The organism is Klebsiella sp. B345, from assembly GCF_051131735.1.
Classification (GTDB): domain Bacteria; phylum Pseudomonadota; class Gammaproteobacteria; order Enterobacterales; family Enterobacteriaceae; genus Klebsiella.
This window is the reverse complement of sequence record NZ_CP180443.1, coordinates 2,353,737-2,379,266: the sequence shown is the minus strand read 5'-3', so window position 1 is coordinate 2,379,266 and position 25,530 is coordinate 2,353,737. Positions and strand designations below refer to the sequence as shown.

Here is a 25,530-nt window from a genome sequence, read left to right as displayed (position 1 = left end):
CTTTTGCGTGCCATCAGAAACGGAAGTTGAAGCCTGCATAAGCCCCATCGGCGAGCGTGTTGTCGCGATGGCTATTTTTCCCCGCCATATCGATGTAGCGATATCCTGCTTCAATACTCAGCGATTTAATGACGTTCACCCGTACCCCGGCGTTAGCTTCGACATAGTCATCGACGCCGCTGGACATGGAATCCGGGGAATAATAGGTCTCACCAAACAGGGTAAAGAAATCGCCCAATGGCAGCTGCGCACCACCACCCATCGCGACCGCATAGCCTTCATCGCCATCCTTCGGATTCAGGTACAGCGCTTTCCCCCCAAGGGTCAAAAGAAACGGACCGAGGTTAAAGTTATAGCCCATACCTAACCCGGCAACATCACCATCGTTATCGCTGTGTGCCCAGTTGCCGTTGAACGTCATGCCCGGATCTTCCGCGCCGAAACTGGCTGAGAGATTAGTGAACTCCTCTCCCGCTTCGCCGTGCAAATTAACGGATGCGCAGGCAGCGCTGCTTGCGCTGAGAGCTGCAACTAACAGAACTGATTTCGGAGTGATCATGCTCATTGTTGAATTCCTTCAGGTAAAAAAATACCCGATACGAGCGTTCGGGCAAATGATTAACGGTTTTTTGGGTTTAATCGTTATTAGCTGAAGCACTTTCCGTTATCACCAGCACGGTAGGGAGATCGAACTTATGCTGTGCAGATGGCCGGAAGCGTCGCAGGCATGCTCTGACAACGGCACAGGTGATATCAAGAATCAGACCGCGTCTTCAGGGATAGCTGAAAGCGCATGTCTCTGCGTCCATTGGTGTACCGAAGCACGTTGGTGAGTGGAGCAGGGAATACCATCGCCATTTCTGAGCCTGTTTTTCAGCTTTCAGTACACTTTTCAGTGTGATAAATACAGGGGCTCAGAATAAAAGTATTTATCGCTTGTCGTTATCGTTTGTTTGTTTAAATTTAAATTCGCTTGCCGGTACACGGCGCGACGACGATAGATAAGCGATAAATAGCGTGATGGCTAATTAGAATTTCTCAGGAAGTGAATTTACGTTTTGCAGATAACCGCCACGGGCGAACTCAATGTAGCCTCCCTTTTTTAACGCCGACAGGACATTGAGAATGCTGCTGCGTGAAAGGTGGGTACGGTCCTGGATATATTCAAGAATGGAGACGCGTAAGCGTGTCTCTTCCGGTAACAGCAGCATCTCCATCAGATGATTGCGGATAACCGAATAGGTGCGTTGTTGTAATACCAGATCGTCGCGATAAACCAGGTAAGAGGTGTGGTATGCCAGCAGGCGGGTGACCTCTTCCCACAAATTATGTTCGCGGAACAGTTTGATGGCGTGCTCACTATCGATACGTAATACATCGGAGGCGACCTCGGCACGCAGAGCATGGCTATGGCTGGGTTGCAATATTTCCGCTACGCCAAACAGATGCGGTTCATACACCGTCACAATCAATAATTTGTCGGAAGAACGGATGACCGATAGCTCGCCTTTTTTTAAAAGATAGAGCTGCGTTTTGCCTTTATAGCTTGGGGTCAGCCGTTTTCTGGCGACAACGTTCATGGGTGTCGCGTACGGTTCTAGGATTTCCAGAAGACGGTTGATTGCCTGGTTTGGCCTGACCGGGGGATTAATATTCATTGAGATCCTCACGGGGTCAAGGATAAATGTATTCGGCTGATTATAGACAACAATTATAAGAAATTGCGACAGGTAAAAATTTGGGGGGGTTATTTGCACGCCGGTGGTAACACAGCACAGTAAAAAGCCGACGGATTAGCGTCGGCTTAGTGCACAGGGAAAAAGAGCTTATTTGTCTCTGTTTTCCAGGTTTTCAACCTGAGGAAGGCCGGTCGCCGAGGAGGCGGTCAGCAGACCCGATTGCGCGTAACCAAACAGCTTGTCACGGGTGTCGGTGATATCCAGATTACGCATTGTCAGCTGGCCAATACGGTCTTCTGCGGAGAACATTGAGTCACCTTTTTCCATCGTTAAACGCTCTGCCTTGTAGGTCAGATTGTCGGAGACGGTGTTGAGGATCGAGTAATCGTTACCGCGACGCAGTTCCAGCGTGACTTCGCCGGTGATGGCGCTCGCCACCCAACGTTGCAGGGCGTCACGCAGCATCAGCGCCTGTGAGTCAAACCAACGGCCCTGATACAGCAGACGGCCTAACTGACGCCCGTGAGCGTGATACTGCTCGATGGTATCTTCGTTATGGATGCCGGTCAGCAGACGCTCGTAGGCGATATGCAGCAGCGCCATCCCCGGGGCTTCGTAGATGCCACGGCTTTTTGCTTCGATGATGCGGTTTTCGATCTGGTCACTCATACCCAGACCATGACGGCCACCGATGCGGTTCGCTTCAAGCATCAGCTCAACATCATCACTGAAGGTTTTACCGTTCAATGCCACAGGATGACCCTGCTCGAAACGGATGGTAACTTCTTCAGCTGGAATTTTTATGCTCTCATCCCAGAATTTGACGCCCATAATCGGGTTAACGATTTTGACGCTGGAGTTCAGGAACTCCAGATCTTTCGCTTCGTGGGTGGCGCCCAGCATGTTGGAGTCGGTGGAGTAGGCTTTTTCTACCGACATTTTGTAGTCAAAGCCGCAGGCTATCATAAACTCGGACATCTCCTGACGGCCGCCCAGTTCATCGATAAAGTCGCTATCCAGCCACGGTTTGTAGATTTTCAGTTCGGCGTTGGTGAGCAGGCCATAACGATAGAAACGTTCGATATCGTTGCCTTTATAAGTACTGCCGTCACCCCAGATGTTCACGCCGTCTTCTTTCATCGCAGCAACCAGCATAGTGCCTGTTACCGCACGACCCAGCGGGGTAGTGTTAAAGTAGGTCAGGCCACCAGTGGTATTGTGGAATGCGCCACACTGGATAGCAGCGATACCTTCTGCGACCAACTGCTTACGGCAGTCGATCAGACGAGCGCCTTCGGCACCGTACTCTTTGGCGCGACGAGGAATCGCATCGTAGTCCTCTTCGTCCGGCTGACCCAGGTTCGCGGTATAGGCATAAGGCACAGCGCCTTTTTTGCGCATCCACAGCAGTGCGGCGCTGGTATCCAGTCCACCAGAGAAAGCGATACCAATGCGTTGACCAACCGGGAGATGCTTAAGAATCGTCGTCATAAAATAAAACCCTGCTAGATAGACTGTTGTGAGTTCGGTTTATCAAGTCGTAAAACCTGTCCCATTTGACTATATCTGCCTGCCGTTGTTTTTCCGGACTCCGCACATAATCGTGGCGAACATTGACGCTGCTCTGGTGACTGCGCGCTTTCCGTGGCCAAAGAGGCGGTAACAATAGTATCAAGTGGAACAGTTTTTTATTGCATGTTTATGCATTAATTGTGAGTTTTCATTTAATCATCTTTTGCGGATGACAGGAAGTGCTTCATTGCGTTTTTGCTAAAAAAGAGCGAAATGACAGCACAAACGGAAACAGGACATGATGAAATACATGTTGACAAAATATAGGGTTTATCAATAAACTTTACCACGATTTTATGTCCCGTCCTCGGTACCAAATCCCAGCAGTATTTGCGTCTTTTACTCATTAAGAGTAAAATATGCCACGTTTCAGGCGCGGGGTGGAGCAGCCTGGTAGCTCGTCGGGCTCATAACCCGAAGGTCGTCGGTTCAAATCCGGCCCCCGCAACCACTTTCCCATTGAGTACTTTTTCAAATATACTGTGAGGACCTGGTCCTTCGTAGCCGAATTTGAAAGAATTCTCCTGGAAGGTGTTCCAGATCGCAGTTGCGATCGCAGGGTTCAGTTATCTAAAACCCCGATTTATCGGGGTTTTTTGTTATCTGACTTCAGAATAACTGGGCGATACGCCCTTTTTTTATGTCTTGGGGGTGGGTTTGTCCACATTAGAGCAAAAATTAACAGAGATGCTCACTGCGCCAGTTGAAGCGCTTGGCTTTGAGCTGGTCGGCATCGAATTCGTTCGCGGTCGCACGTCTACACTGCGCATCTATATTGATAGTGATGATGGCATCAATGTTGATGATTGTGCTGATGTGAGCCACCAGGTCAGCGCTGTCATGGATGTCGAAGATCCAATCACCGTAGCTTACAACCTGGAAGTGTCTTCACCTGGCCTTGATCGCCCGATGTTTACCGCCGAACACTACGCGCGTTTTTCCGGTGAGGAAGTCTCGCTGGTACTGCGTATGGCGGTACAGAACCGTCGCAAATGGCAGGGCATTATCAAAGCGGTAGACGGTGAAATGATCACGGTAACCGTTGAAGGCAAAGATGAAGTGTTCGCGCTGAGTAACATCCAGAAGGCGAACCTGGTTCCCCACTTTTAACAGTCTGGATTGAGGTGAAAGGCCCCGATGAACAAAGAAATTTTGGCTGTTGTTGAAGCCGTTTCCAACGAAAAAGCGCTGCCGCGCGAAAAGATTTTCGAAGCACTGGAAAGTGCACTGGCAACGGCGACCAAGAAAAAATACGAACAAGAGATCGATGTGCGTGTGAGCATCGATCGTCGTAGCGGTGATTTTGACACTTTCCGTCGCTGGTTGGTCGTAGAAGAAGTGACCCAGCCGACGCGCGAAATCACGCTGGAAGCGGCGCGCTACGAAGACGAAAGCATGAATCCTGGCGATTACGTTGAAGACCAGATTGAATCCGTCACCTTCGACCGTATCACCACGCAGACCGCGAAACAGGTTATCGTGCAGAAAGTCCGTGAAGCTGAGCGCGCCATGGTTGTCGATCAGTTCCGTGAGCACGAAGGTGAAATCATCACCGGCGTGGTGAAGAAGGTAAACCGCGATAACATCACTCTGGATTTGGGCAGCAATGCTGAAGCCGTGATCCTGCGTGAAGATATGCTGCCGCGTGAAAACTTCCGTCCTGGTGACCGTATTCGCGGCGTTTTGTACGCTGTTCGTCCGGAAGCTCGTGGTGCTCAGCTGTTCGTCACCCGTTCCAAGCCGGAAATGCTGATCGAACTGTTCCGCATTGAAGTGCCAGAAATCGGCGAAGAAGTGCTCGAAATTAAAGCGGCTGCCCGCGATCCTGGCTCCCGTGCGAAGATTGCAGTAAAAACTAACGATAAGCGTATCGATCCGGTTGGCGCTTGCGTTGGTATGCGTGGTGCGCGCGTTCAGGCGGTTTCTACCGAGCTGGGCGGTGAGCGTATCGATATCGTCCTGTGGGATGATAACCCGGCGCAGTTCGTGATTAACGCAATGGCTCCGGCTGATGTCGCGTCCATCGTGGTTGATGAAGATAAACACACCATGGATATCGCGGTTGAAGCAGGCAACCTGGCGCAGGCGATTGGCCGTAACGGTCAGAACGTCCGTCTGGCCTCGCAGCTGAGCGGCTGGGAACTCAACGTCATGACCGTTGATGACCTGCAGGCGAAGCATCAGGCTGAAGCCCACGCGGCGATCGATACCTTCACTAAATATCTTGATATTGATGAAGATTTCGCCACGATGTTGGTTGAAGAAGGCTTCGCTACGCTGGAAGAACTGGCCTATGTGCCGGTAAAAGAACTGCTGGAAATCGACGGCCTCGATGAAGACACCGTTGAAGCACTTCGTGAGCGTGCGAAAAACGCGCTGACCACGTTGGCGCTGGCTCAGGAAGAAAGCCTGGGAGATACTAAACCTGCTGAAGATTTACTGAATCTCGAAGGTTTAGAACGTTTGATGGCTTTCAAACTGGCTGCCCGTGGCGTTTGTACGCTGGAAGATCTCGCCGAGCAGGGCATTGATGATCTGGCTGATATCGAAGGGTTGACCGACGAAAAAGCCGGAGAGCTCATCATGGCCGCCCGTAATATTTGTTGGTTCGGCGACGAAGCGTAATAAACTGTAGCAGGAAGGAACAGCATGACAGATGTGACCATTAAAGCGCTGGCCTCAGAGATTCAGACCTCTGTGGATCGCCTGATACAGCAATTTGCTGATGCAGGGATTCGCAAATCGGCTGATGATTCTGTGACAGCGCAAGAGAAACAGACCTTGTTGTCGCACCTTAACCGTGAACACGGCTCGGCGCCCGACAAGTTAACGCTGCAGCGCAAAACGCGCAGCACGTTGAATATTCCAGGTACCGGTGGAAAGAGTAAATCGGTACAAATCGAAGTCCGCAAGAAACGCACCTTTGTGAAACGCGATCCGCAAGAGGCAGAACGCCTTGCCGCGGAAGAGCAGGCGCAGCGTGAAGCGGAAGAGCAAGCCCATCGTGAGGCAGAAGAAACTGCCAAGCGAGAGGCGCAATTAAAAGCTGAACGTGAGGCCGCAGAACAAGCTAAACGTGAAGTCGCTGAGAAAGCGAAACGTGAAGCCGCGGAAAAAGACAAAGTGAGCAATCAACAAACCGACGATATGACCAAAACCGCCCAGGCTGAAAAGATCCGCCGTGAAAACGAATCAGCAGAGCTGAAGCGCAAATCGGAAGAAGAAGCGCGCCGTAAGCTTGAAGAAGAAGCGCGTCGTGTTGCGGAAGATGCCCGCCGCATGGCCGAAGAAAATGAGAAAAATGGTGTGAATGCCGAGCCGACTGAAGACACCAGCGATTACCACGTAACCACCTCTCAGCATGCTCGTCAGGCTGAAGACGACAACGATCGCGAAGTTGAAGGCGGTCGTGGCCGTGGTCGTAACGCCAAAGCCGCACGTCCTCAGAAGAAAGGTAACAAGCACGCAGAATCCAAAGCCGACCGTGAAGAGGCTCGTGCAGCCGTTCGTGGCGGTAAAGGTGGTAAGCGTAAAGGTTCTTCTCTGCAACAGGGCTTCCAGAAGCCTGCGCAGGCTGTAAACCGTGACGTTATCATTGGTGAAACCATCACCGTGGGTGATCTGGCCAACAAAATGGCCGTCAAAGGTTCTCAGGTCATCAAAGCAATGATGAAGCTGGGCGCAATGGCGACTATCAACCAGGTCATCGACCAGGAAACCGCACAGCTGGTTGCCGAAGAGATGGGCCACAAAGTTATCCTGCGTCGTGAAAACGAGCTGGAAGAAGCGGTAATGAGCGACCGTGATACTGGCGCTGCGGCAGAAGCCCGTGCACCGGTTGTGACCATTATGGGTCACGTTGACCACGGTAAAACCTCTCTGCTGGACTACATTCGTTCAACGAAAGTGGCATCCGGTGAAGCGGGCGGCATTACCCAGCACATTGGTGCATATCACGTTGAAACTGAAAACGGGATGATCACCTTCCTGGATACCCCGGGTCACGCCGCGTTTACCTCCATGCGTGCTCGTGGTGCTCAGGCAACGGATATCGTTGTTCTGGTTGTTGCTGCCGATGATGGCGTGATGCCGCAAACTATCGAAGCTATCCAGCACGCGAAAGCAGCGCAGGTTCCGGTAGTCGTTGCAGTGAACAAAATCGACAAACCAGAAGCTGATATGGATCGTGTTAAAAACGAACTGTCTCAGTACGGTGTTATGCCGGAAGAGTGGGGCGGCGAATCTCAGTTCATCCCAGTATCTGCGAAAGCCGGTACCGGTATCGACGATCTGCTGAACGCCATCCTGCTGCAGGCTGAAGTTCTGGAGCTGAAAGCCGTGCGTAATGGTATGGCAAGCGGTGCGGTTATCGAATCCTTCCTGGATAAAGGTCGTGGTCCGGTTGCTACCGTTCTGGTACGTGAAGGTACCTTGAACAAAGGCGATATCGTTCTGTGTGGCTTCGAATATGGCCGCGTTCGTGCAATGCGTAACGAACTGGGTCAGGAAGTTCTGGAAGCAGGTCCGTCCATTCCGGTGGAAATCCTCGGTCTGTCCGGTGTTCCGGCTGCCGGTGATGAAGTGACCGTTGTTCGTGACGAGAAAAAAGCGCGTGAAGTTGCGCTGTATCGTCAGGGCAAATTCCGCGAAGTCAAACTGGCACGTCAGCAGAAGTCTAAGCTTGAGAACATGTTTGCTAACATGACTGAAGGCGAAGTTCACGAAGTGAACGTGGTACTGAAAGCGGACGTTCAGGGTTCAGTGGAAGCGATCTCTGACTCTTTACTGAAACTGTCTACCGACGAAGTGAAAGTGAAGATCATTGGTTCTGGTGTCGGTGGTATTACCGAAACCGACGCGACTCTGGCTGCGGCATCCAACGCCATCCTGGTGGGCTTCAACGTACGTGCTGATGCCTCTGCACGTAAAGTTATCGAAGCGGAAAGCCTGGATCTGCGTTACTACTCCGTCATCTATAACCTGATCGACGAAGTGAAAGCAGCAATGAGCGGCATGCTGTCTCCGGAACTGAAACAGCAGATCATTGGTCTGGCTGAAGTGCGTGATGTGTTCAAATCGCCGAAATTTGGCGCCATCGCGGGCTGTATGGTTACCGAAGGTATCATCAAGCGTCATAACCCAATCCGCGTTCTGCGCGACAACGTGGTTATCTACGAAGGCGAGCTGGAATCCCTGCGCCGCTTCAAAGATGACGTTAACGAAGTCCGTAACGGCATGGAATGTGGTATCGGTGTTAAGAACTACAACGACGTTCGCGTTGGCGATATGATCGAAGTATTCGAAATCATTGAAATCCAACGTACTATCGCTTAATTGCTGATGGTAGGCCGGGTTAGCACAGCGCCACCCGGCACGCATTCTAAAAAGGGGCTAAGGCCCCTTTTTTGTCTTTATCTGGAGAATCTATTATGGCGAAAGAATTCGGTCGCCCGCAGCGTGTGGCTCAGGAGATGCAAAAAGAAATTGCTATCATCCTGCAGCGTGAAATTAAAGACCCGCGTCTGGGTATGATGACGACAGTCTCTGGCGTTGAAATGTCCCGCGATCTGGCTTATGCCAAAGTGTTTGTGACCTTTCTGAACGACAAAGACGAAGCCGCGGTTAAAGCGGGTATCAAAGCGTTACAGGAAGCATCTGGCTTTATCCGTTCTCTGCTGGGTAAAGCGATGCGCCTGCGCATCGTGCCGGAACTGACCTTCTTCTACGACAACTCACTGGTCGAAGGGATGCGCATGTCCAACCTGGTGACCAGCGTGGTGAAACATGACGATGAACGTCGTGTGAACCCGGACGACAGCAAGGAGGACTAATGAGTCGTCCTCGTCGTCGCGGTCGTGATGTGCACGGCGTACTGCTGCTGGACAAGCCTCAGGGGGCCTCCAGCAACGATGTACTGCAAAAAGTAAAACGTCTTTATAACGCGAACCGGGCAGGGCACACCGGAGCGCTGGATCCGCTGGCAACCGGCATGCTGCCGGTTTGCCTTGGCGAAGCCACCAAGTTCTCTCAGTACCTGCTGGATTCCGATAAGCGCTATCGCGTGATTGCCAAACTCGGGCAGCGCACCGATACCTCCGACGCCGATGGTCAGGTGGTTGAAGAGCGCCCGCTGACATTTAGCGATGAACAGCTGGCGGCAGCGCTGGACAGTTTCCGTGGCGAAACCCAGCAGGTGCCGTCGATGTACTCGGCGCTGAAGTACCAGGGGAAAAAGCTGTACGAATATGCCCGTCAGGGGATTGACGTGCCGCGTGAAGCCCGCCCGATTACCGTCTACGAACTGCTGTTTATCCGTCATGAAGGTGACGAGCTGGAGCTGGAAATTCACTGCTCAAAAGGCACCTATATTCGTACAATTATCGACGATTTAGGTGAGAAGCTGGGCTGCGGCGCGCATGTGATTTTCCTGCGTCGTCTGGCTGTCAGCAAATATCCGGTTGAGCGGATGGTGACGCTGGAACAGCTTCAGGCGCTGGTTGAACAGGCCGCCGCGCAGGATATCCCTGCCGCGGACCTTCTTGACCCGCTGCTGATGCCGATGGACAGTCCGGCATCGGATTATCCGGTGGTTAATATTCCAGAAACATCGGCCGTTTACTTTAAGAACGGTAACCCGGTTCGCACATCAGGCGTGCCGTTTCAGGGGCTGGTTCGGGTCACCGAAGGTGAAGCCGGGACGTTTCTCGGGATGGGTGAAATTGACGATGAAGGCCGCGTGGCACCACGTCGCCTGGTTGTTGAATACCCAGCTTGAGGGCTGTTCTTGCGATAAAAGCCGGCTGCGAGTAGAATATCGCCGCTTAACGTCCGCAAAAGTGTTTTAACATTTTCGGGTGTTACATCGGGGGTCGCTGAATTAGAGATCGGCACCCTTTCTTTCTTTTCAATTTGGAGTTTTAAAATGTCTCTAAGCGTTGAAGCTAAAGCAAAAATCGTTTCTGAGTTTGGTCGTGGCGAAAACGACAGCGGTTCTACCGAAGTTCAGGTTGCACTGCTGACTGCACAGATTAACCATCTGCAGGGTCACTTCTCCGAGCATAAAAAAGATCACCACAGCCGTCGTGGTCTGCTGCGCATGGTTTCCCAGCGTCGTAAACTGCTCGACTACCTGAAACGTAAAGATGTTGCACGTTACTCTGCGCTGATCGAGCGTCTGGGTCTGCGTCGCTAATTCTGCGAGTTTCAGAAGAAGGGGCCTCAGGGCCCCTTTTTTCGACCGGGCGGCAGCAATTCACTAAAAACTCATGTATTGTTGCTATTAATGATCTTTGTGCAGAGGTTCGCGCGGCTAATGAGAGGCTTGACCTGTAGAGACGGGTAAAGGTTGTCATTAGTCGCGAGGATGCAAAAGATCGGGTCAACGATGCTATGTCGTGGATATAGCGTCACCAATTGATATAAAGGATAGAATCTTGCTAAATCCGATCGTTCGTAAATTCCAGTACGGCCAACATACCGTCACCCTGGAAACCGGCATGATGGCTCGTCAGGCCAGTGCCGCTGTCATGGTTAGCATGGATGACACTGCGGTATTCGTTACCGTTGTTGGTCAGAAAAAAGCTAAACCAGGTCAGGACTTCTTCCCGCTGACCGTTAACTACCAGGAACGTACCTACGCAGCCGGTAAAATCCCGGGTGGCTTCTTCCGTCGTGAAGGCCGTCCGAGCGAAGGCGAAACCCTGATCGCGCGTCTGATTGACCGCCCGGTTCGTCCGCTGTTCCCGGAAGGCTTCGTCAACGAAGTTCAGGTTATTGCTACCGTTGTTTCCGTTAACCCACAGGTTAACCCGGATATCGTCGCCATGATTGGTGCTTCCGCGGCTCTGTCCCTGTCTGGTATCCCATTCAACGGTCCGATCGGTTCCGCGCGTGTTGGCTACATCAATGACCAGTACGTACTGAACCCGACTCAGGATGAGCTGAAAGAAAGTAAGCTGGACCTGGTTGTTGCCGGTACCGAAGCTGCCGTACTGATGGTTGAATCCGAAGCAGAACTGCTGAGCGAAGACCAGATGCTGGGCGCAGTGGTCTTTGGCCATGAGCAGCAGCAGATTGTTATTCAGACCATCAACGACCTGGTGAAAGAAGCGGGCAAACCGCGTTGGGACTGGCAGCCTGAAGCCGTCAACGAAGCGCTGAACGCGCGCGTTGCCGCACTGGCTGAAGCTCGTCTGAGCGACGCTTACCGTATCACCGACAAGCAAGAGCGTTACGCGCAGATTGACGCGATCAAAGCTGAAGTCATCGCTACACTGGTTGCAGAAGACGAAACCCTGGACGCTAACGAACTGGGTGAAATCCTGCACGCTATCGAGAAAAATGCCGTTCGTAGCCGCGTACTGGCAGGCGAACCGCGTATCGATGGTCGTGAAAAAGATATGATCCGTGGCCTGGACGTTCGTACTGGCGTTCTGCCGCGTACTCACGGTTCTGCACTGTTCACCCGTGGCGAAACGCAGGCGCTGGTTACCGCGACCCTGGGTACTGCACGTGATGCACAGAACATTGATGAACTGATGGGCGAGCGTACTGACTCCTTCCTGTTCCACTACAACTTCCCTCCGTACTCCGTTGGTGAGACCGGCATGGTAGGTTCACCGAAGCGTCGTGAAATCGGTCACGGTCGTCTGGCTAAGCGCGGCGTGCTGGCCGTGATGCCGACCACTGAAGAATTCCCGTACACCGTACGTGTGGTTTCTGAAATCACCGAATCTAACGGTTCTTCTTCTATGGCTTCCGTGTGTGGTGCTTCTCTGGCGCTGATGGATGCTGGCGTGCCGGTGAAAGCCGCCGTTGCTGGTATCGCAATGGGCCTGGTGAAAGAAGGCGACAACTACGTTGTTCTGTCTGACATTCTGGGTGACGAAGACCACCTGGGTGATATGGACTTCAAAGTAGCGGGTTCCCGCGACGGTATCTCTGCACTGCAGATGGATATCAAAATTGAAGGTATCACCAAAGAGATCATGCAGGTTGCGCTGAACCAGGCTAAAGGTGCGCGTCTGCACATCCTGGGCGTGATGGAGCAGGCGATTAACGCGCCGCGCGGCGATATCTCTGAATTCGCACCGCGTATCCATACCATCAAGATCAGTCCGGACAAGATCAAAGACGTTATCGGTAAAGGCGGTTCCGTCATCCGTGCGCTGACCGAAGAAACCGGCACCACCATCGAAATCGAAGATGACGGTACCGTGAAAATCGCAGCAACTGATGGTGATAAAGCACAGCACGCTATCCGTCGTATCGAAGAGATTACTGCTGAGATCGAAGTGGGTCGCGTCTACAATGGTAAAGTGACCCGTATCGTAGACTTTGGCGCATTCGTTGCCATTGGCGGCGGTAAAGAAGGTCTGGTTCATATCTCTCAGATCGCCGACAAGCGCGTTGAGAAAGTGACCGATTACCTGCAGATGGGTCAGGAAGTACCGGTTAAGGTACTGGAAGTTGACCGTCAGGGCCGTGTTCGTCTGAGCATTAAAGAAGCAGCTGAACAAACTCAGCCTGCCGTTGCACCGGAAGCTCCGGCTGCTGAGCAGGGCGAGTAAGATTGCCGTTTGCCCTCCGCTCTGGCGGAGGGCTTATTACGGGCAGGACGCCTTGTTTGCAGTCGGGGAACTGGACGTTCATCCAATCGTTGTCTTCGGGAGTGGGAAATGAAGCCTTTTTTGCGCTGGTGTTTCGTGGCGACAGCTCTCACGCTGGCAGGATGCAGCAACTCTGCCTGGCGTAAGGACGCAGTCCTCGCGGTGCCATTGCAACCGACTTTGCAGCAAGAAGTGATTCTGGCGCGCATGGAACAAATTCTTGCCAGTCGGGCTTTAACCGATGACGAACGCGCACAGCTTTTATATGAGCGCGGAGTGTTGTATGATAGTCTCGGTCTGAGGGCATTAGCGCGAAATGATTTTTCACAAGCGCTGGCAATCCGACCAGATATGCCTGAAGTATTCAATTACTTAGGCATTTATTTAACGCAGGCAGGCAATTTTGATGCTGCCTATGAAGCGTTTGATTCTGTACTTGAGCTTGATCCAACTTACAACTACGCGCACTTAAATCGCGGCATCGCTCTGTATTACGGCGGTCGTGCTAAGTTAGCGCAAGATGATCTGCTGGCGTTTTATCAAGACGATCCCAATGATCCTTTCCGTAGTCTGTGGCTTTACCTCGCCGAGCGCAAACTCGACGAGAAGCAGGCACTTGAAGCACTAAAACAGCGCTTCGACAAATCGGATAAAGAACAATGGGGATGGAACATTGTCGAGTTCTACCTTAACGATATTAGCGAAAAAACGCTGATGGATCGTTTGAAGGCAGACGCAACGGATAACACCTCGCTCGCTGAGCATCTCAGTGAAACCAACTTCTATTTAGGTAAGTACTACCTAAGTCTGGGGGACAGGGACAGCGCTACGGCACTGTTCAAACTGGCGGTCGCAAACAACGTTCACAACTACGTTGAGCACCGATACGCATTGTTGGAATTATCGCTCTTGGGCCAGGAGCAAGATGACCTGGCAGAATCGGACCAGCAATAGCTGACGAACACACATCAGCCCATTTTTTGTTTGCCATCACCTTTACGGGTGAGGGCGTTGTTGTTCGTTAATACACCTACTTTGAGCCGGTTCACACTTTTCAATGAAAATTACTCTAAATTTTCACGTTGAGTTATGTAGACTGGCCGCCATTAATTTTGAGGCACACGTACTACATGGCTGAATTCGAAACCACTTTTGCAGATCTGGGCCTGAAGGCTCCTATCCTTGAAGCCCTTAACGATCTGGGTTACGAAAAACCATCTCCGATCCAGGCTGAGTGCATTCCGCACCTGCTGGGCGGCCGCGACGTTCTGGGTATGGCCCAGACTGGTAGCGGTAAAACTGCAGCGTTCTCTTTACCGCTGCTGAACAACCTTGATCCTGAGCTCAAAGCACCGCAAATTCTGGTGCTGGCGCCGACCCGCGAACTGGCGGTACAGGTTGCTGAAGCGATGACGGAATTCTCTAAACATATGCGCGGCGTAAACGTGGTAGCCCTTTACGGCGGCCAGCGTTATGACGTGCAGCTGCGTGCACTGCGCCAGGGACCACAGATCGTCGTCGGTACCCCGGGTCGTCTGCTGGACCACCTGAAGCGCGGTACGCTGGATCTCTCTAAACTGAGCGGTCTGGTGTTGGATGAAGCTGACGAAATGCTGCGCATGGGCTTCATCGAAGACGTAGAAACCATTATGGCTCAGATCCCAGAAGGTCATCAGACCGCTCTGTTCTCTGCCACTATGCCGGAAGCGATCCGTCGTATTACCCGCCGCTTTATGAAAGAGCCGCAGGAAGTGCGCATCCAGTCCAGCGTAACGACTCGCCCGGACATCAGCCAGAGCTACTGGACTGCCTACGGTATGCGTAAAAACGAAGCGCTGGTGCGTTTCCTGGAAGCGGAAGATTTTGATGCGGCGATTATCTTCGTTCGTACCAAAAACGCGACCCTGGAAGTGGCAGAAGCGCTGGAGCGTAGCGGTTATAACAGCGCCGCGCTGAACGGTGACATGAACCAGTCCCTGCGTGAGCAGACTCTGGAACGTCTGAAAGATGGTCGTCTGGACATCCTGATTGCGACCGACGTTGCGGCTCGTGGCCTCGACGTTGAACGTATCAGCCTGGTTGTTAACTACGACATCCCGATGGACTCAGAATCTTACGTTCACCGTATCGGCCGTACCGGTCGTGCGGGTCGTGCTGGTCGTGCGCTGCTGTTCGTTGAGAACCGCGAACGCCGCCTGCTGCGTAACATCGAACGCACCATGAAGCTGACGATTCCAGAAGTAGAACTGCCGAACGCAGAGCTGCTGGGCAAACGCCGTCTGGAAAAATTCGCCGCGAAAATTCAGCAGCAGCTGGAAAGCAGCGATCTGGACCAGTACCGTGCGCTGCTGGCGAACATCAAGCCGTCCGCCGAAGGTGAAGAACTGGATATCGAAACTCTGGCCGCAGCACTGCTGAAAATGGCTCAGGGCGAGCGTCCGCTGATTCTGCCGCCGGATGCCCCGATGCGTCCTAAGCGTGAATTCCGCGATCGCGACGATCGTTTCGAACGTCGTAACGATCGTAATGACCGTGGCCCGCGTGGCGACCGTCCGGAACGTGGTGGTGAAGATCGTCCGAAGCGCGAACGTCGTGACGTGGGTGATATGGAACTGTATCGCATTGAAGTGGGCCGTGATGATGGTGTTGAAGTTCGTCACATCGTTGGCGCTATCGCTAACGAAGGCGACATCAGCAGCCGTTACATCGGTAACATCAAGCTGTTTGGTACCCACTCCACTATCGAACTGCCGAAAGGCATGCCGGGCGAAGTTCTGCAGCACTTTACTCGCACCCGCATCCTGAACAAGCCGATGAACATGCAGCTGCTGGGCGATGCTCAGCCGCGTCCGGACCGTGGCGGCGAGCGTCGTGGCGGTGGTGAACGTCGCGAAGGCGGTCGTGCATTCGGTGGCGAACGTCGTGAAGGCGGCCGTAATTTCAGCGGTGAGCGTCGCGAAGGTGGCCGTGGTGATGGTCGTCGTTTCAGCGGCGAACGTCGTGAAGGTCGTGCACCGCGTCGTGATGATGCAGCTGCACCGCGCCGTGATGATTCCGCGGGTCGTCGTCGTTTCGGTGGCGATGCGTAATTAGCGCACTCCGCTAGCGTAAAGTAAATAATACAGCCCCGATCGTGATGATTGGGGCTTTTTTTATTCCTTTTGTACTCGTGTACTGGTACAGTGCTTCGCGTTAATAACTTAAAGCATGATTGACTGGAGATTGCGTTAAATGGCGACACTTACCACTACGGCAACCCGACCGTCCCTGTTTGGCGGCGTGGTGATTATCGGCGGGACCATTATTGGCGCAGGGATGTTTTCGCTGCCGGTGGTTATGTCCGGTGCGTGGTTCTTCTGGTCGCTGGCCGCTCTGGTCTTCACCTGGTTCTGTATGCTGCACTCCGGGCTGATGATTCTGGAAGCGAACCTGAACTACCGCATTGGTTCCAGTTTTGACACCATTACCAAAGACCTGCTCGGCAGAGGCTGGAACCTGATTAATGGGCTTTCAATTGCCTTTGTCCTTTATATCCTGACCTACGCCTACATTTCGGCCAGCGGTTCGATCCTCCACCATACGTTTTCTGAACTTTCGCTAGACGTTCCGGCGCGGGCGGCGGGCTTTGGCTTTGCGCTGCTGGTTGCTTTTATCGTCTGGTTGAGCACCAAAGCGGTGAGCCGGATGACGGCGATTGTGTTGGGTGCAAAGGTCATCACCTTTTTCCTGACCTTTGGCAGCCTGCTGGGGCATGTTGAACCGACCACGCTGTTGAACGTCGCTGAAAAAAATGCCTCCTACACGCCGTACCTGCTGATGACGTTGCCGTTTTGCCTGGCTTCTTTTGGCTACCACGGTAATGTGCCGAGCTTGATGAAGTATTACGGCAAGGATCCGCGTACCATCGTCCGTTGCCTGGTGTACGGCACGCTGCTGGCGCTGGGGCTGTATGTCATCTGGTTGCTGGTGACAATGGGCAATATTCCACGTCCGGAGTTTGTCGGTATTGCTCAGAAGGGCGGTAACATTGACGTGCTGGTGCAGGCGCTGAGCGGCGTACTCAATAGCCGTAGCCTGGACCTGCTGCTGGTCGTGTTTTCAAACTTCGCGGTTGCCAGCTCGTTCCTTGGAGTGACTCTGGGCCTGTTTGACTATCTGGCCGATCTGTTTGGTTTTGATGATTCGGCTCTGGGACGCTTTAAAACGGCGCTGCTGACCTTCGTTCCACCGATGATCGGCGGCCTGCTGCAGCCTGACGGTTTTCTGTATGCCATCGGCTATGCCGGGTTAGCGGCGACCATCTGGGCGGCGATTGTGCCGGCGCTGCTGGCCCGCGCATCACGTAAGCGCTTCGGTAGCCCACAGTTTCGCGTCTGGGGTGGAATGCCGATGATTGTGCTGATTCTGCTGTTTGGTGCCGGAAACGTGGTGGTCCATTTCTTATCGAGCTTTAACATCCTGCCTGTTTATCAATAATTTCAACGCTTCCCGGTTGGTGTTCATCCCAGCCGGGAAGCGGAAACAGACATTAACCCAGCACTTCCTCTTTCACCTGCATCGCTAACTCAAACGAATGCAACCGCGCCTGATGATCGAAGATCTGGCCGTTCACCATCAGCTCGTCGGCCTGGGTATCACGCAATACAGACTCCAGCCCGTGGCGAATCTTAGTTTTATCCCCGACCAGCGACATGCTCAGCGCCTGCTGCACGCCGTACTGCTCAGAAGCGGACCACAGCTGGTGCATATTCTCCACCGGCGGTGGTAGTTGACCGGTTTCGCCGCGGCGCAGTTTCACAAACGCCTGCTGCATCGAGGTAAACAGGAATTCCGCATCACGGTTGCTGTCGGCGGCGATGATATTAATGCACACCATGGCATACGGTTGTGCTAACCGCGCTGACGGCTTGAACTGGGTCCGGTAGAGATGCAGGGCCTGCAACAGCATATCCGGCGCGAAGTGTGAGGCGAAGGCAAAAGGCAGTCCAAGCTGCGCTGCCAGCTGGGCGCTGTACAGGCTGGAACCGAGCAGCCACACCGGGATCTTTTCCCCGTAGCCGGGTACCGGGCGCACGTGCGGATTAGGATCGCGGGCATCAAACCAGTCCACCAGATCGGCAACATCGCGCGGGAAATTGTCGACATCTCCGCTCATGTGGCGGCGTAGCGCGCGCATTGTCGGCTGGTCGCTGCCCGGCGCGCGGCCAAGACCGAGGTCAATTCGTCCGGGATAGAGCGTGTTCAGAGTGCCAAACTGCTCGGCAATCACCAGCGGCGCGTGGTTGGGCAGCATGACGCCACCGGAGCCCAGGTGCAGCGTCGTGGTATTGGCGGCAAGATAGCCGATAAGCACCGAGGTTGCGGCGCTGGCGATCCCGACCATATTGTGATGTTCCGCCAGCCAGTAGCGGTGATAGCCGCGTTTTTCAGCCAGTTGTGCGAGATCCAAAGAGTGGGAGAAGGCTTCTTGTGCAGAAGAGCCCTGTGGGATCGGCGCCAGATCGAGCACCGAGAACGGAATAGATTTGTCAGTCATAAAGGCTCACTTTGTTACAGCATCGTCATCAGATTGAAGGTCTTCTTCCAGCCTGGCGCATTCAGCAGGCGCCGGCCAGAAAAGCTGCAGCGTTAATACTGCATGAAAAAACGAGACGTGTTGTTAACAAAGTGAGCTATTTTCAGGATTGCAGTTCCAGCCCGGCCAACCGCTTCCAGTAACCGTTACAATCGCTGTTGGCGGTCAGCGGCAGTGGTGAAGTGCCGTTTTCATTGGCGCGGAAGGCATCCAGCATGGCAAAGGTCTCATTGCCAAGCGGTGACAGGCGTACCATATCAACCAGCCCCTGCATCGATGCCAGCTCGTTACCCAGGTTATACACATAGCCGCTCATGGTCTGGATACCGTTCAGGACGAAGACCTGCTGATTCTCCTGGGACAGCACGCTGCGCCCGTTCGGGTACTTAATGCAGCAGGTTTCGCATTCGTCTTTCGGACGGTCTTCGGAGCGTGCGGTAAAACAGCGGGCAGAGTAGGCCAGCGGCAGATGGCCGTAGCTCAGCACTTCCACTTCAAACCGATCGCGGATCCCCAGCTCTTCACACTGCGTGAGCAGGTTCACCAGCCAGTCGCGGGAAAGCTCAACCGGCATGCACCAGCGCACCATCCCCTGTTTGTGTAGTAAACGCAGGGTGACGGCGTTATAGCAGTTGAGCGCATGACCGGCGACAAACGGCAGTCGACGCTCGGCACACATATTCACCACGCCGAGGTCGCTGGCTTCGATCAGAAATTCGCCGTTATCGACATAGCGTTTCAGCTCGCCTAGCTCCGAGGAGGCCTGCACAAGCGCGAGAGTGGAGAGCACCACCTGCTTGCCGCTGCCGGCCAGGGCTTTCGCCATCTCAAGCCAGTCACCCACTTTGGTGGCACGACGTTTACTGCATACCGCTTCGCCCAGATAGATGGTATCGGCGCTGGAGCTGGCTGCCTGCTGGTAAAAATCGTCCAGCGTCTCTTTTGACCAGTAGTAAAGCACTGGCCCTAACGAATATTTCATCACGTTTCTCACTGCCATTTACGGTGGTAGGCGCCAAGAGTGGTTTGCGTCCCTTCAGACATCGCGCCGAGCGTCTCCATCCACGCAGATTGCGGGACAAAGTGCTGCGGATCGGCTTTGCAGCGATCGATCGCCTGACGCCAGACTTTCGCGACCTGGGTGACGTAGGCGGGGCTGCGCTGACGACCTTCAATTTTCACCGACGCAATATTTGCCGCCATCAGTTCCGGCAGCAGCTCCAGCGTATTCAGGCTGGTTGGCTCTTCCAGCGCATGATAGCGCTCGCCATCCACCAGATAGCGGCCTTTGCACAGCGTCGGGTAGCCAGCGTTTTCACCATCCTGATAACGGTCAATCAGGACTTCGTTCAGGCGCGACTCCAGCCCTTGAGGCGTTTGTTGCCAGCGAACAAAGCGCGCAGGTGAACAGGCGCCGACGGTATTTGGCGATTCGCCAGTCAGATAAGAGGAGAGATAGCAACGGCCTTCCGCCATGATACACAGGCTACCGAAGGCGAAAACCTCCAGCGGAACCGGCGTGGTGCGCGCCAGTTGCTTCACCTGATGAATCGAGAGCACCCGTGGCAATACCACCCGGGCGACGTCGAAATTACGGTGATAGAAACGCACCGCCTCTTCATTAGTGGCTGAGGCCTGCACCGAGACGTGGCGCTCAATATGCGGATAGCGCTCGGCGGCGTACTCCAGCATGGCGATGTCGGCTAGAATCAAGGCATCGGCACCCAACTGTGCTGCCATGTCTACCGCACGTTGCCAACGGATGTAACCGTCAGGGTGCGCAAAGGTATTGATCGCAATATGCAGTTTACGACGGTGCTGATGAACAAAGCTGACGGCTTCCTGCAGTTTCTTTTCGGTGAAATTCAGACCGGCAAAGTGGCGGGCGTTGGTGTCATCTTTCAGCCCAATATAGACGGCATCGGCACCGTTTTCGATGGCCGCCTTAAGTGCCGGAAGATTACCGGCTGGGCAGAGCAGCTCCATAATTTTTCCTGGAAAAATGCGGCCCGGAGGGACGCTAATTAGGGTTAATGAGCAGGGATTTTAGTTAACCTTCTGGTGACAATTCTTGATTTGAGGCAGTTAAAAGCGTATTGACGGATTCAATAATAGGAACCTGTCGACGCGATTTTGTTGATTTACGCCGCTATGTCGTTTATTTGATATGGCACAATAGTGGAACTATTGCTTTCATGGAGTAAGGCTTGTGTTGGATAAATTGCGTTCCCGGCTGGTCCACTTTGGCCCGTCTTTACTGAGCGTGCCGGTTAAGCTGGCGCCTTTTGCCCTCAAGCGTCAGGTGCTGGAGCAGGTGTTAAGCTGGCAGTTCCGTCAGGCACTGGAAGATGGTGAGCTGGATTTTCTCGAAGGCCGCTGGTTAAGTATTAATGTGCGTGATATCGGTCTGCTGTGGTATACCTCGGTAAGCGATGGGCGGCTGGTGGTGAGCTCAATGGCGCAAGCCGACGTGAGCTTCAGCGCTGATGCCAGCGATCTGCTGATGATTGCCGCGCGTAAACAGGATCCGGATACGCTGTTTTTCCAGCGTCGACTGGTGATTGAAGGCGATACCGAGCTGGGGCTGTATGTAAAAAACCTGATGGATGCCATCGAGCTGGAGCAGATGCCGAAAGCGCTACGCGTGATGCTGCTGCAAATGGCGGACTTTGTTGAAGCCGGGCTAAGCAGCCCGCAGAAACCTGAACAGACATCGGTAGGTGAGGCATGCTGATTCGAGTTGAAATTGGGATTGATGCACCGGGAATCGACGCCTTATTGCGTCGTACGTTTGGCAACGAGGCTGAAGCGCAGCTGGTGCACGATTTACGTGAAGACGGCCTGATCACGCTCGGCGTGGTTGCGACCGACGACGAAGGGCAGATTATCGGCTATGTTGCCTTCAGCCCGGTCTCTGTCGAAGGCGAAGAGCTGCAATGGGTCGGTCTGGCTCCGCTGGCGGTGGACGAAAACTACCGCGGACAGGGTATCGGCAGCCAGCTGGTTTACGAAGGGCTGGATTCCCTGAATGAATTTAGCTACGCCGCCGTCGTCACATTAGGCGACCCGGCCTTGTATAGCCGCCTGGGCTTTGAGCCGGCAGCCCGTTTCGATCTGCGTTGCCGCTGGCCAGATACCGCCGAGGCTTTTCAGGTTCGCCCTCTGGCCGAAGACGCGCTGGAAGGCGTGCATGGCCTGGTGGAGTACAGCGACCACTTCAATCGCTTCTGAGACTCTCCAGCAGGGTCTCGAAAGAACCATCTCCGGTAACGAGGCGCTCTTTCTGGCGCTTCGTTAGCTGCTTGATGCGGTACTCGAGCCGTAGTGCAAGTGAGTGTTCACCAACTTCCTGGCTAAACGCCAGCTGTAGCACACCTTTTCCCCGCAACGCTTTCGCCCCCTTACCCTCCTGATGCTGGCAAAAACGGCGTGAGACATCGGTCGTAATCCCGGTATAGAGACGATTATCGGCGGTACGTATCAAATAAAGAAACCAGCACACGGCAGTGAGATCGGTATGTTAAGGTGGGTGCACCATAGCATACTGGAGAGTAAAGATGGATACGCTTGCTGCGATCGGCCGCTGGCTGAGCAAACAGCACGTTATTACCTGGTGTGTGGCCAGCGAGGGCGAATTGTGGTGCGCCAACGCGTTTTACGTGTATGACTCAGAACGCGTTGCCTTTTATCTCCTGAGCGATGACAACACCCGACACGGGCGGATGAGCGGCCCTCGTGCGCAGGTTGCCGGTACCGTGAATGGCCAGCCGAAAACCGTCGCCTTGATCCGCGGTGTCCAGTTCAAAGGTGAAATTCGCCGCCTCTCTGGCGACGAGGAAGCGGCGATGCGCCAGCGCTATGTCAGCCGTTTTCCAGTGGCCAGAATGTTGCCCGCGCCGGTCTGGGAAATCCGTCCCGATGAGCTTAAATTTACCGATAACACCCTGGGCTTTGGCACCAAACTGCACTGGCTACGCGACGCCGAAAGCGCGTAAAAGCCGGTGCCAGGCGTGCAGAATCTCATACTGCCTGCATACTGTGGTTAGTGCGGTTGCCGCCGCGGCAGGGTGATTTTTTTGGAGGTATGATGAGTCGGGTCTTGATTACCGGGGCGACCGGGTTAGTTGGTGGGCACTTACTTCGAATGTTGAGGCAGGCGCCGGGCATCACGGCAATCACCGCCGCAACCCGCCGTCCGCTGGAGGATGGCGCAGGGGTGTTCAATCCTCACGACCCGCAGCTGAGCGATGCGCTGGCGCAGGTGGTCGAGCCGATTGATATCGTGTTCTGCTGCCTGGGTACCACGCGGCGGGATGCGGGCAGCAAAGCCGCATTTGTTCAGGCTGACTACACGCTGGTGGTGGATACAGCGTTGACGGGCCTGCGCCTCGGCGCGAAGCATATGCTGGTGGTCAGCGCGATGGGTGCCGATGCGCATTCGATGTTTTTCTACAATCGGGTAAAAGGTGAGATGGAAGCGGCGCTGCGCGCGCAGCCGTGGCAGCAACTGACGATCCTGCGCCCCTCGATGCTGCTGGGTGAACGCGAAAAAAACCGGGCCAACGAAGCGCTGCTGGCGCCGTTGTTCAGCCTGTTACCGGGGAACTGGAAATCAATCCACGCCCGGGATGTGGCCAAGGTGATGCTGAGCGAAGCGCTTGCGCCCGCACAGCAGGGCGTCACGATTCTACCCTCGGCAAAACTGCGTGAAATCGCGGCCAGCGAAGCGTAGTATTCTGCGCTTCACGTTATCACCACATTTTTCCTGGGGAATGCTATGGCTGGTCAGTCTTCATCTCAGGCGGCAACACCGTTTCAATGGTGGAAACCCGCACTCTTTTTCCTCGTCGTGATCGTGGGTCTGTGGATCGTTAAATGGCAGCCGTACTACGGCAAAGCGTTTACGGCTGCAGAAACCCACAGCATCGGCAAATCGATCCTCGCTCAGGCCGACGCCAACCCGCTGAAAGCGGCATGGGACTATGCGCTGGTCTACTTTCTGGCGGTCTGGAAAGCTGCAGTGCTTGGCGTCCTGCTCGGCTCGTTGATTCAGGTACTGATCCCGCGCAACTGGCTGCTACGCACGCTGGGGCAAAAGCGGTTTCTTGGGACGCTCTCCGGCGTGCTGTTCGCGCTTCCCGGCATGATGTGTACCTGCTGTGCCGCGCCGGTAGCGGCGGGGATGCGTAAGCAACAGGTGTCGATGGGTGGTGCGCTGGCGTTCTGGATGGGCAACCCGCTGCTGAACCCGGCGACGCTGGTGTTCATGGGGTTTGTACTGGGCTGGCAGTTTGCGCTGATTCGGCTTGTAGCGGGACTGGCGACGGTGCTGATTGTGGCGACGCTGGTTCAAAGATGGGTGAAAGAGGCGGCAACAGAGCCTTCAACCGTGCCCGTCATCGACGAGAGCGAACCTGGGCACTTTTTCTCCCGCTGGCTGAGCGCGCTGTGGACGCTGTTCTGGAGCACGATCCCGGTCTATATCCTGGCGGTGCTGGTGCTGGGTGCTGCGCGTGTCTGGCTGTTCCCACATGCCGATGGCGTGGTTGGTAACACGCTGTTCTGGGTTATCGCGATGGCAGTTGCCGGCTGTCTGTTTGTTATCCCGACGGCGGCAGAGATCCCTATCGTGCAGACCATGATGCTGGCGGGTATGGGGTTTGCACCGGCGCTGGCGCTGCTGATTACCCTGCCTGCGGTCAGCATGCCGTCGTTGATTATGCTGCATAAGGCATTTCCGGCGAAAGCGCTGTGGTTGACCGGCGGGCTGGTGGCATTGTGCGGTGCGGTGGTGGGAGGACTGGCGTTAATCTGATGATCTTCCCGGAGGCGGCGCTGCACGCCTGTCCGGGCGACGAAACCTGGAGCACCGCCCCGGGAAAGGGGCGGGCGCTGGGACTTATTTGATGTAGGTAAAGGCGGTCGTGACGCGAGACACGCCGCTGACCCGGCTGGCGATATCTGCCGCAGCACGCCCTTCGCGATCGGTGACCAGCCCCATCAGGAACACTTCACCATTCTCGGTGGTCACTTTGACGTTCGACGATTTCACCTGATCGGTGCCCAGCAGCTGGGAACGCACTTTGGTGGTTACCCACGTATCAGAAGAGGCGGTGCCTAAGCCAATCGGCTGGCCCTGGCGAACTTCGTTAAACACTTCCGTGGTCCCTTCGACGCCCATCGCAATTTGTTTTGCGCGCGCGGAAAGGTCTGACGTCGGTGACTGACCGGTCAGCAGGACTTTACCCTGATAGGCCGTGACGTTAATCCGCGCCTGTTTCTTAATCTGTTCGTCTTTCGATAGCGCGCTGTTGACGCGCAGTTCCAACGTGCTGTCATCAACCTGGGTTCCGACCGTACGCGGGTCCGTGGCGGCTTTGGTGCCGACAGCTGCGGTTCCGACTACCGCTGCGGCAACGCATCCTTGTAGCAGTAGTGCAGACAGAATGATGGCGAGGGGCGAGAGAGCCTTCATGTGTTCTCCTTAATCGTCCTGGTGTGGAAAAAGCGTGTTATCAATCAAATCGCACAGGCAGTTGACGGTGAGCATATGCATCTCCTGAATTCGCGCGCTGCGATGAGAAGGAATGCGGATCTCGACATCCTGCTGGCCCAACAGGCCCGCCAGCTCACCACCGTCGTAGCCGGTCAGCGCGACAATGGTCATGTCGCGGGTCACCGCCGCTTCAACGGCTTTCACGATGTCCCGACTATTGCCGCGCGTGGAGATCGCCAGCAGGACATCGCCTGCGTGACCCAACGCGCGCACCTGCTTGGCATAAATCTCGTCATGCAGGCGATCGTTGGCAATTGCGGTTAAGACCACATTATCGGTATTTAGTGCAATGGCGGGTAAACCTGGGCGCTCTGTTTCAAAACGATTAATCATGCTGGCAGCAAAATGCTGTGCGTTGGCGGCAGAGGTGCCATTGCCACAACAGAGGATTTTGTTGCCATTAAGCAGCGACTGCACAAGCGTCATGGCCGCACGGGAGATGGCATCCGGGAGTGCTTCCGCTGCTGCAATTTGGGTTTGAATGCTTTCAGTGAAGCAGGCTTTAATTCTATCGAGCACGGGATCCCTTAATTCATTTAC

General features: G+C 54.4%; 25 protein-coding genes and 1 tRNA gene. 17 read left to right on the top strand and 9 right to left on the bottom strand.

The window, feature by feature from the left end:
* Positions 1 to 13: 13 nt before the first annotated feature.
* The 3 genes from ACMYSO_RS11145 to argG form a co-directional block, all read right to left on the bottom strand.
* Complete coding sequence (locus ACMYSO_RS11145) at positions 14 to 565, bottom strand: YfaZ family outer membrane protein (protein WP_123756327.1); 552 nt, start codon at positions 563 to 565, stop codon at positions 14 to 16.
* Positions 566 to 1,028: 463 nt separating this feature from the next.
* Complete coding sequence (locus tag ACMYSO_RS11140) at positions 1,029 to 1,658, bottom strand: helix-turn-helix domain-containing protein (RefSeq protein WP_434670538.1); 630 nt, start codon at positions 1,656 to 1,658, stop codon at positions 1,029 to 1,031.
* Between the two features lie 168 nt (positions 1,659 to 1,826).
* Positions 1,827 to 3,170 (bottom strand): argininosuccinate synthase, encoded by a 1,344-nt coding sequence (argG, locus tag ACMYSO_RS11135; protein WP_434670537.1) that lies wholly within the window; start codon positions 3,168 to 3,170, stop codon positions 1,827 to 1,829.
* Positions 3,171 to 3,625: 455 nt separating this feature from the next.
* Here argG and ACMYSO_RS11130 point away from each other — a divergent pair.
* From ACMYSO_RS11130 to mtr, 12 genes are all read left to right on the top strand, one after another.
* Positions 3,626 to 3,702: transfer RNA gene (locus tag ACMYSO_RS11130), tRNA-Met, on the top strand.
* 206 nt (positions 3,703 to 3,908) lie between these two features.
* Positions 3,909 to 4,361, top strand: coding sequence for a ribosome maturation factor RimP (rimP, locus tag ACMYSO_RS11125; protein ID WP_148060396.1), 453 nt, complete (start codon positions 3,909 to 3,911; stop codon positions 4,359 to 4,361).
* A 27-nt stretch (positions 4,362 to 4,388) separates the two neighbouring features.
* Entirely contained in the window at positions 4,389 to 5,876 is a 1,488-nt protein-coding gene (nusA, locus tag ACMYSO_RS11120; protein ID WP_434670536.1) for a transcription termination factor NusA, read from the top strand.
* 24 nt (positions 5,877 to 5,900) lie between these two features.
* Complete coding sequence (gene infB / locus ACMYSO_RS11115) at positions 5,901 to 8,585, top strand: translation initiation factor IF-2 (RefSeq protein ID WP_434670535.1); 2,685 nt, start codon at positions 5,901 to 5,903, stop codon at positions 8,583 to 8,585.
* A gap of 95 nt (positions 8,586 to 8,680) precedes the next feature.
* Complete coding sequence (gene rbfA / locus ACMYSO_RS11110; RefSeq protein ID WP_004106092.1) at positions 8,681 to 9,082, top strand: 30S ribosome-binding factor RbfA; 402 nt, start codon at positions 8,681 to 8,683, stop codon at positions 9,080 to 9,082.
* The gene (truB, locus tag ACMYSO_RS11105; RefSeq protein WP_434670534.1) at positions 9,082 to 10,026 is read left to right on the top strand and encodes a tRNA pseudouridine(55) synthase TruB; all 945 of its coding nucleotides are present in this window, start codon (positions 9,082 to 9,084) and stop codon (positions 10,024 to 10,026) included. Before rbfA ends, truB begins: the two co-directional genes overlap by 1 nt.
* 147 nt (positions 10,027 to 10,173) lie before the next feature.
* Positions 10,174 to 10,443, top strand: coding sequence for a 30S ribosomal protein S15 (gene rpsO / locus ACMYSO_RS11100; protein WP_123756334.1), 270 nt, complete (start codon positions 10,174 to 10,176; stop codon positions 10,441 to 10,443).
* 241 nt (positions 10,444 to 10,684) lie between these two features.
* Positions 10,685 to 12,820 (top strand): polyribonucleotide nucleotidyltransferase, encoded by a 2,136-nt coding sequence (pnp, locus tag ACMYSO_RS11095; protein ID WP_434670533.1) that lies wholly within the window; start codon positions 10,685 to 10,687, stop codon positions 12,818 to 12,820.
* Between the two features lie 108 nt (positions 12,821 to 12,928).
* Positions 12,929 to 13,813, top strand: a complete 885-nt coding sequence (gene nlpI / locus ACMYSO_RS11090) for a lipoprotein NlpI (RefSeq protein WP_123756336.1) — start codon at positions 12,929 to 12,931, stop codon at positions 13,811 to 13,813.
* A 103-nt stretch (positions 13,814 to 13,916) separates the two neighbouring features.
* Positions 13,917 to 13,997 (top strand): protein YrbN, encoded by an 81-nt coding sequence (gene yrbN / locus ACMYSO_RS11085; protein WP_099001532.1) that lies wholly within the window; start codon positions 13,917 to 13,919, stop codon positions 13,995 to 13,997.
* Positions 13,990 to 15,948, top strand: a complete 1,959-nt coding sequence (locus tag ACMYSO_RS11080; protein WP_123756337.1) for a DEAD/DEAH family ATP-dependent RNA helicase — start codon at positions 13,990 to 13,992, stop codon at positions 15,946 to 15,948. The genes yrbN and ACMYSO_RS11080 overlap by 8 nt, the downstream gene beginning before the upstream one ends.
* Positions 15,949 to 16,090: 142 nt before the next feature.
* Positions 16,091 to 17,335: a tryptophan permease gene (gene mtr / locus ACMYSO_RS11075; RefSeq protein ID WP_434670532.1), complete on the top strand. Its 1,245-nt coding sequence runs from the start codon at positions 16,091 to 16,093 to the stop codon at positions 17,333 to 17,335.
* 52 nt (positions 17,336 to 17,387) lie between these two features.
* On the opposite strand, the gene ACMYSO_RS11070 is transcribed toward mtr, so the two are convergent.
* The 3 genes from ACMYSO_RS11070 to ubiU form a co-directional block, all read right to left on the bottom strand.
* Positions 17,388 to 18,395, bottom strand: coding sequence for a luciferase-like monooxygenase (locus ACMYSO_RS11070; RefSeq protein ID WP_434670530.1), 1,008 nt, complete (start codon positions 18,393 to 18,395; stop codon positions 17,388 to 17,390).
* 142 nt (positions 18,396 to 18,537) lie between these two features.
* A complete protein-coding gene (locus tag ACMYSO_RS11065; RefSeq protein WP_434670529.1) occupies positions 18,538 to 19,416 on the bottom strand; it encodes a U32 family peptidase in 879 nt (292 codons plus the stop codon).
* Positions 19,417 to 19,424: 8 nt separating this feature from the next.
* The gene (ubiU, locus tag ACMYSO_RS11060; RefSeq protein WP_434582929.1) at positions 19,425 to 20,420 is read right to left on the bottom strand and encodes a ubiquinone anaerobic biosynthesis protein UbiU; all 996 of its coding nucleotides are present in this window, start codon (positions 20,418 to 20,420) and stop codon (positions 19,425 to 19,427) included.
* Between the two features lie 223 nt (positions 20,421 to 20,643).
* Between ubiU and ubiT the strand changes: the two genes are divergently transcribed.
* Together ubiT and ACMYSO_RS11050 are read left to right on the top strand one after the other, a co-directional pair.
* Complete coding sequence (ubiT, locus tag ACMYSO_RS11055) at positions 20,644 to 21,168, top strand: ubiquinone anaerobic biosynthesis accessory factor UbiT (protein WP_123756342.1); 525 nt, start codon at positions 20,644 to 20,646, stop codon at positions 21,166 to 21,168.
* On the top strand, positions 21,162 to 21,665 hold the full coding sequence (locus ACMYSO_RS11050) for a GNAT family N-acetyltransferase (RefSeq protein ID WP_434670528.1): 504 nt from the start codon (positions 21,162 to 21,164) through the stop codon (positions 21,663 to 21,665). The genes ubiT and ACMYSO_RS11050 overlap by 7 nt, the downstream gene beginning before the upstream one ends.
* Here the strand turns inward: ACMYSO_RS11050 and ACMYSO_RS11045 are convergent.
* Positions 21,652 to 21,936, bottom strand: coding sequence for a GIY-YIG nuclease family protein (locus ACMYSO_RS11045; protein WP_434670527.1), 285 nt, complete (start codon positions 21,934 to 21,936; stop codon positions 21,652 to 21,654). The two genes, ACMYSO_RS11050 and ACMYSO_RS11045, sit on opposite strands and share 14 nt — an antisense overlap.
* 55 nt (positions 21,937 to 21,991) lie before the next feature.
* Between ACMYSO_RS11045 and ACMYSO_RS11040 the strand changes: the two genes are divergently transcribed.
* From ACMYSO_RS11040 to ACMYSO_RS11030, 3 genes are all read left to right on the top strand, one after another.
* Positions 21,992 to 22,429 carry a YhbP family protein gene (locus tag ACMYSO_RS11040; RefSeq protein ID WP_434670526.1) on the top strand — a complete coding sequence of 146 codons (438 nt, stop codon included), beginning with the start codon at positions 21,992 to 21,994 and terminating at the stop codon, positions 22,427 to 22,429.
* A gap of 92 nt (positions 22,430 to 22,521) precedes the next feature.
* Complete coding sequence (locus ACMYSO_RS11035; protein ID WP_434670789.1) at positions 22,522 to 23,166, top strand: NAD(P)H-binding protein; 645 nt, start codon at positions 22,522 to 22,524, stop codon at positions 23,164 to 23,166.
* 45 nt (positions 23,167 to 23,211) lie between these two features.
* Positions 23,212 to 24,249 carry a permease gene (locus ACMYSO_RS11030; RefSeq protein WP_434670525.1) on the top strand — a complete coding sequence of 346 codons (1,038 nt, stop codon included), beginning with the start codon at positions 23,212 to 23,214 and terminating at the stop codon, positions 24,247 to 24,249.
* 84 nt (positions 24,250 to 24,333) lie between these two features.
* Here ACMYSO_RS11030 and dolP read toward each other — a convergent pair whose 3' ends face one another.
* Together dolP and diaA are read right to left on the bottom strand one after the other, a co-directional pair.
* Positions 24,334 to 24,909: a division/outer membrane stress-associated lipid-binding lipoprotein gene (dolP, locus tag ACMYSO_RS11025; protein WP_123756348.1), complete on the bottom strand. Its 576-nt coding sequence runs from the start codon at positions 24,907 to 24,909 to the stop codon at positions 24,334 to 24,336.
* Positions 24,910 to 24,918: 9 nt separating this feature from the next.
* Entirely contained in the window at positions 24,919 to 25,509 is a 591-nt protein-coding gene (diaA, locus tag ACMYSO_RS11020; RefSeq protein WP_002918211.1) for a DnaA initiator-associating protein DiaA, read from the bottom strand.
* Positions 25,510 to 25,530: the final 21 nt, after the last annotated feature.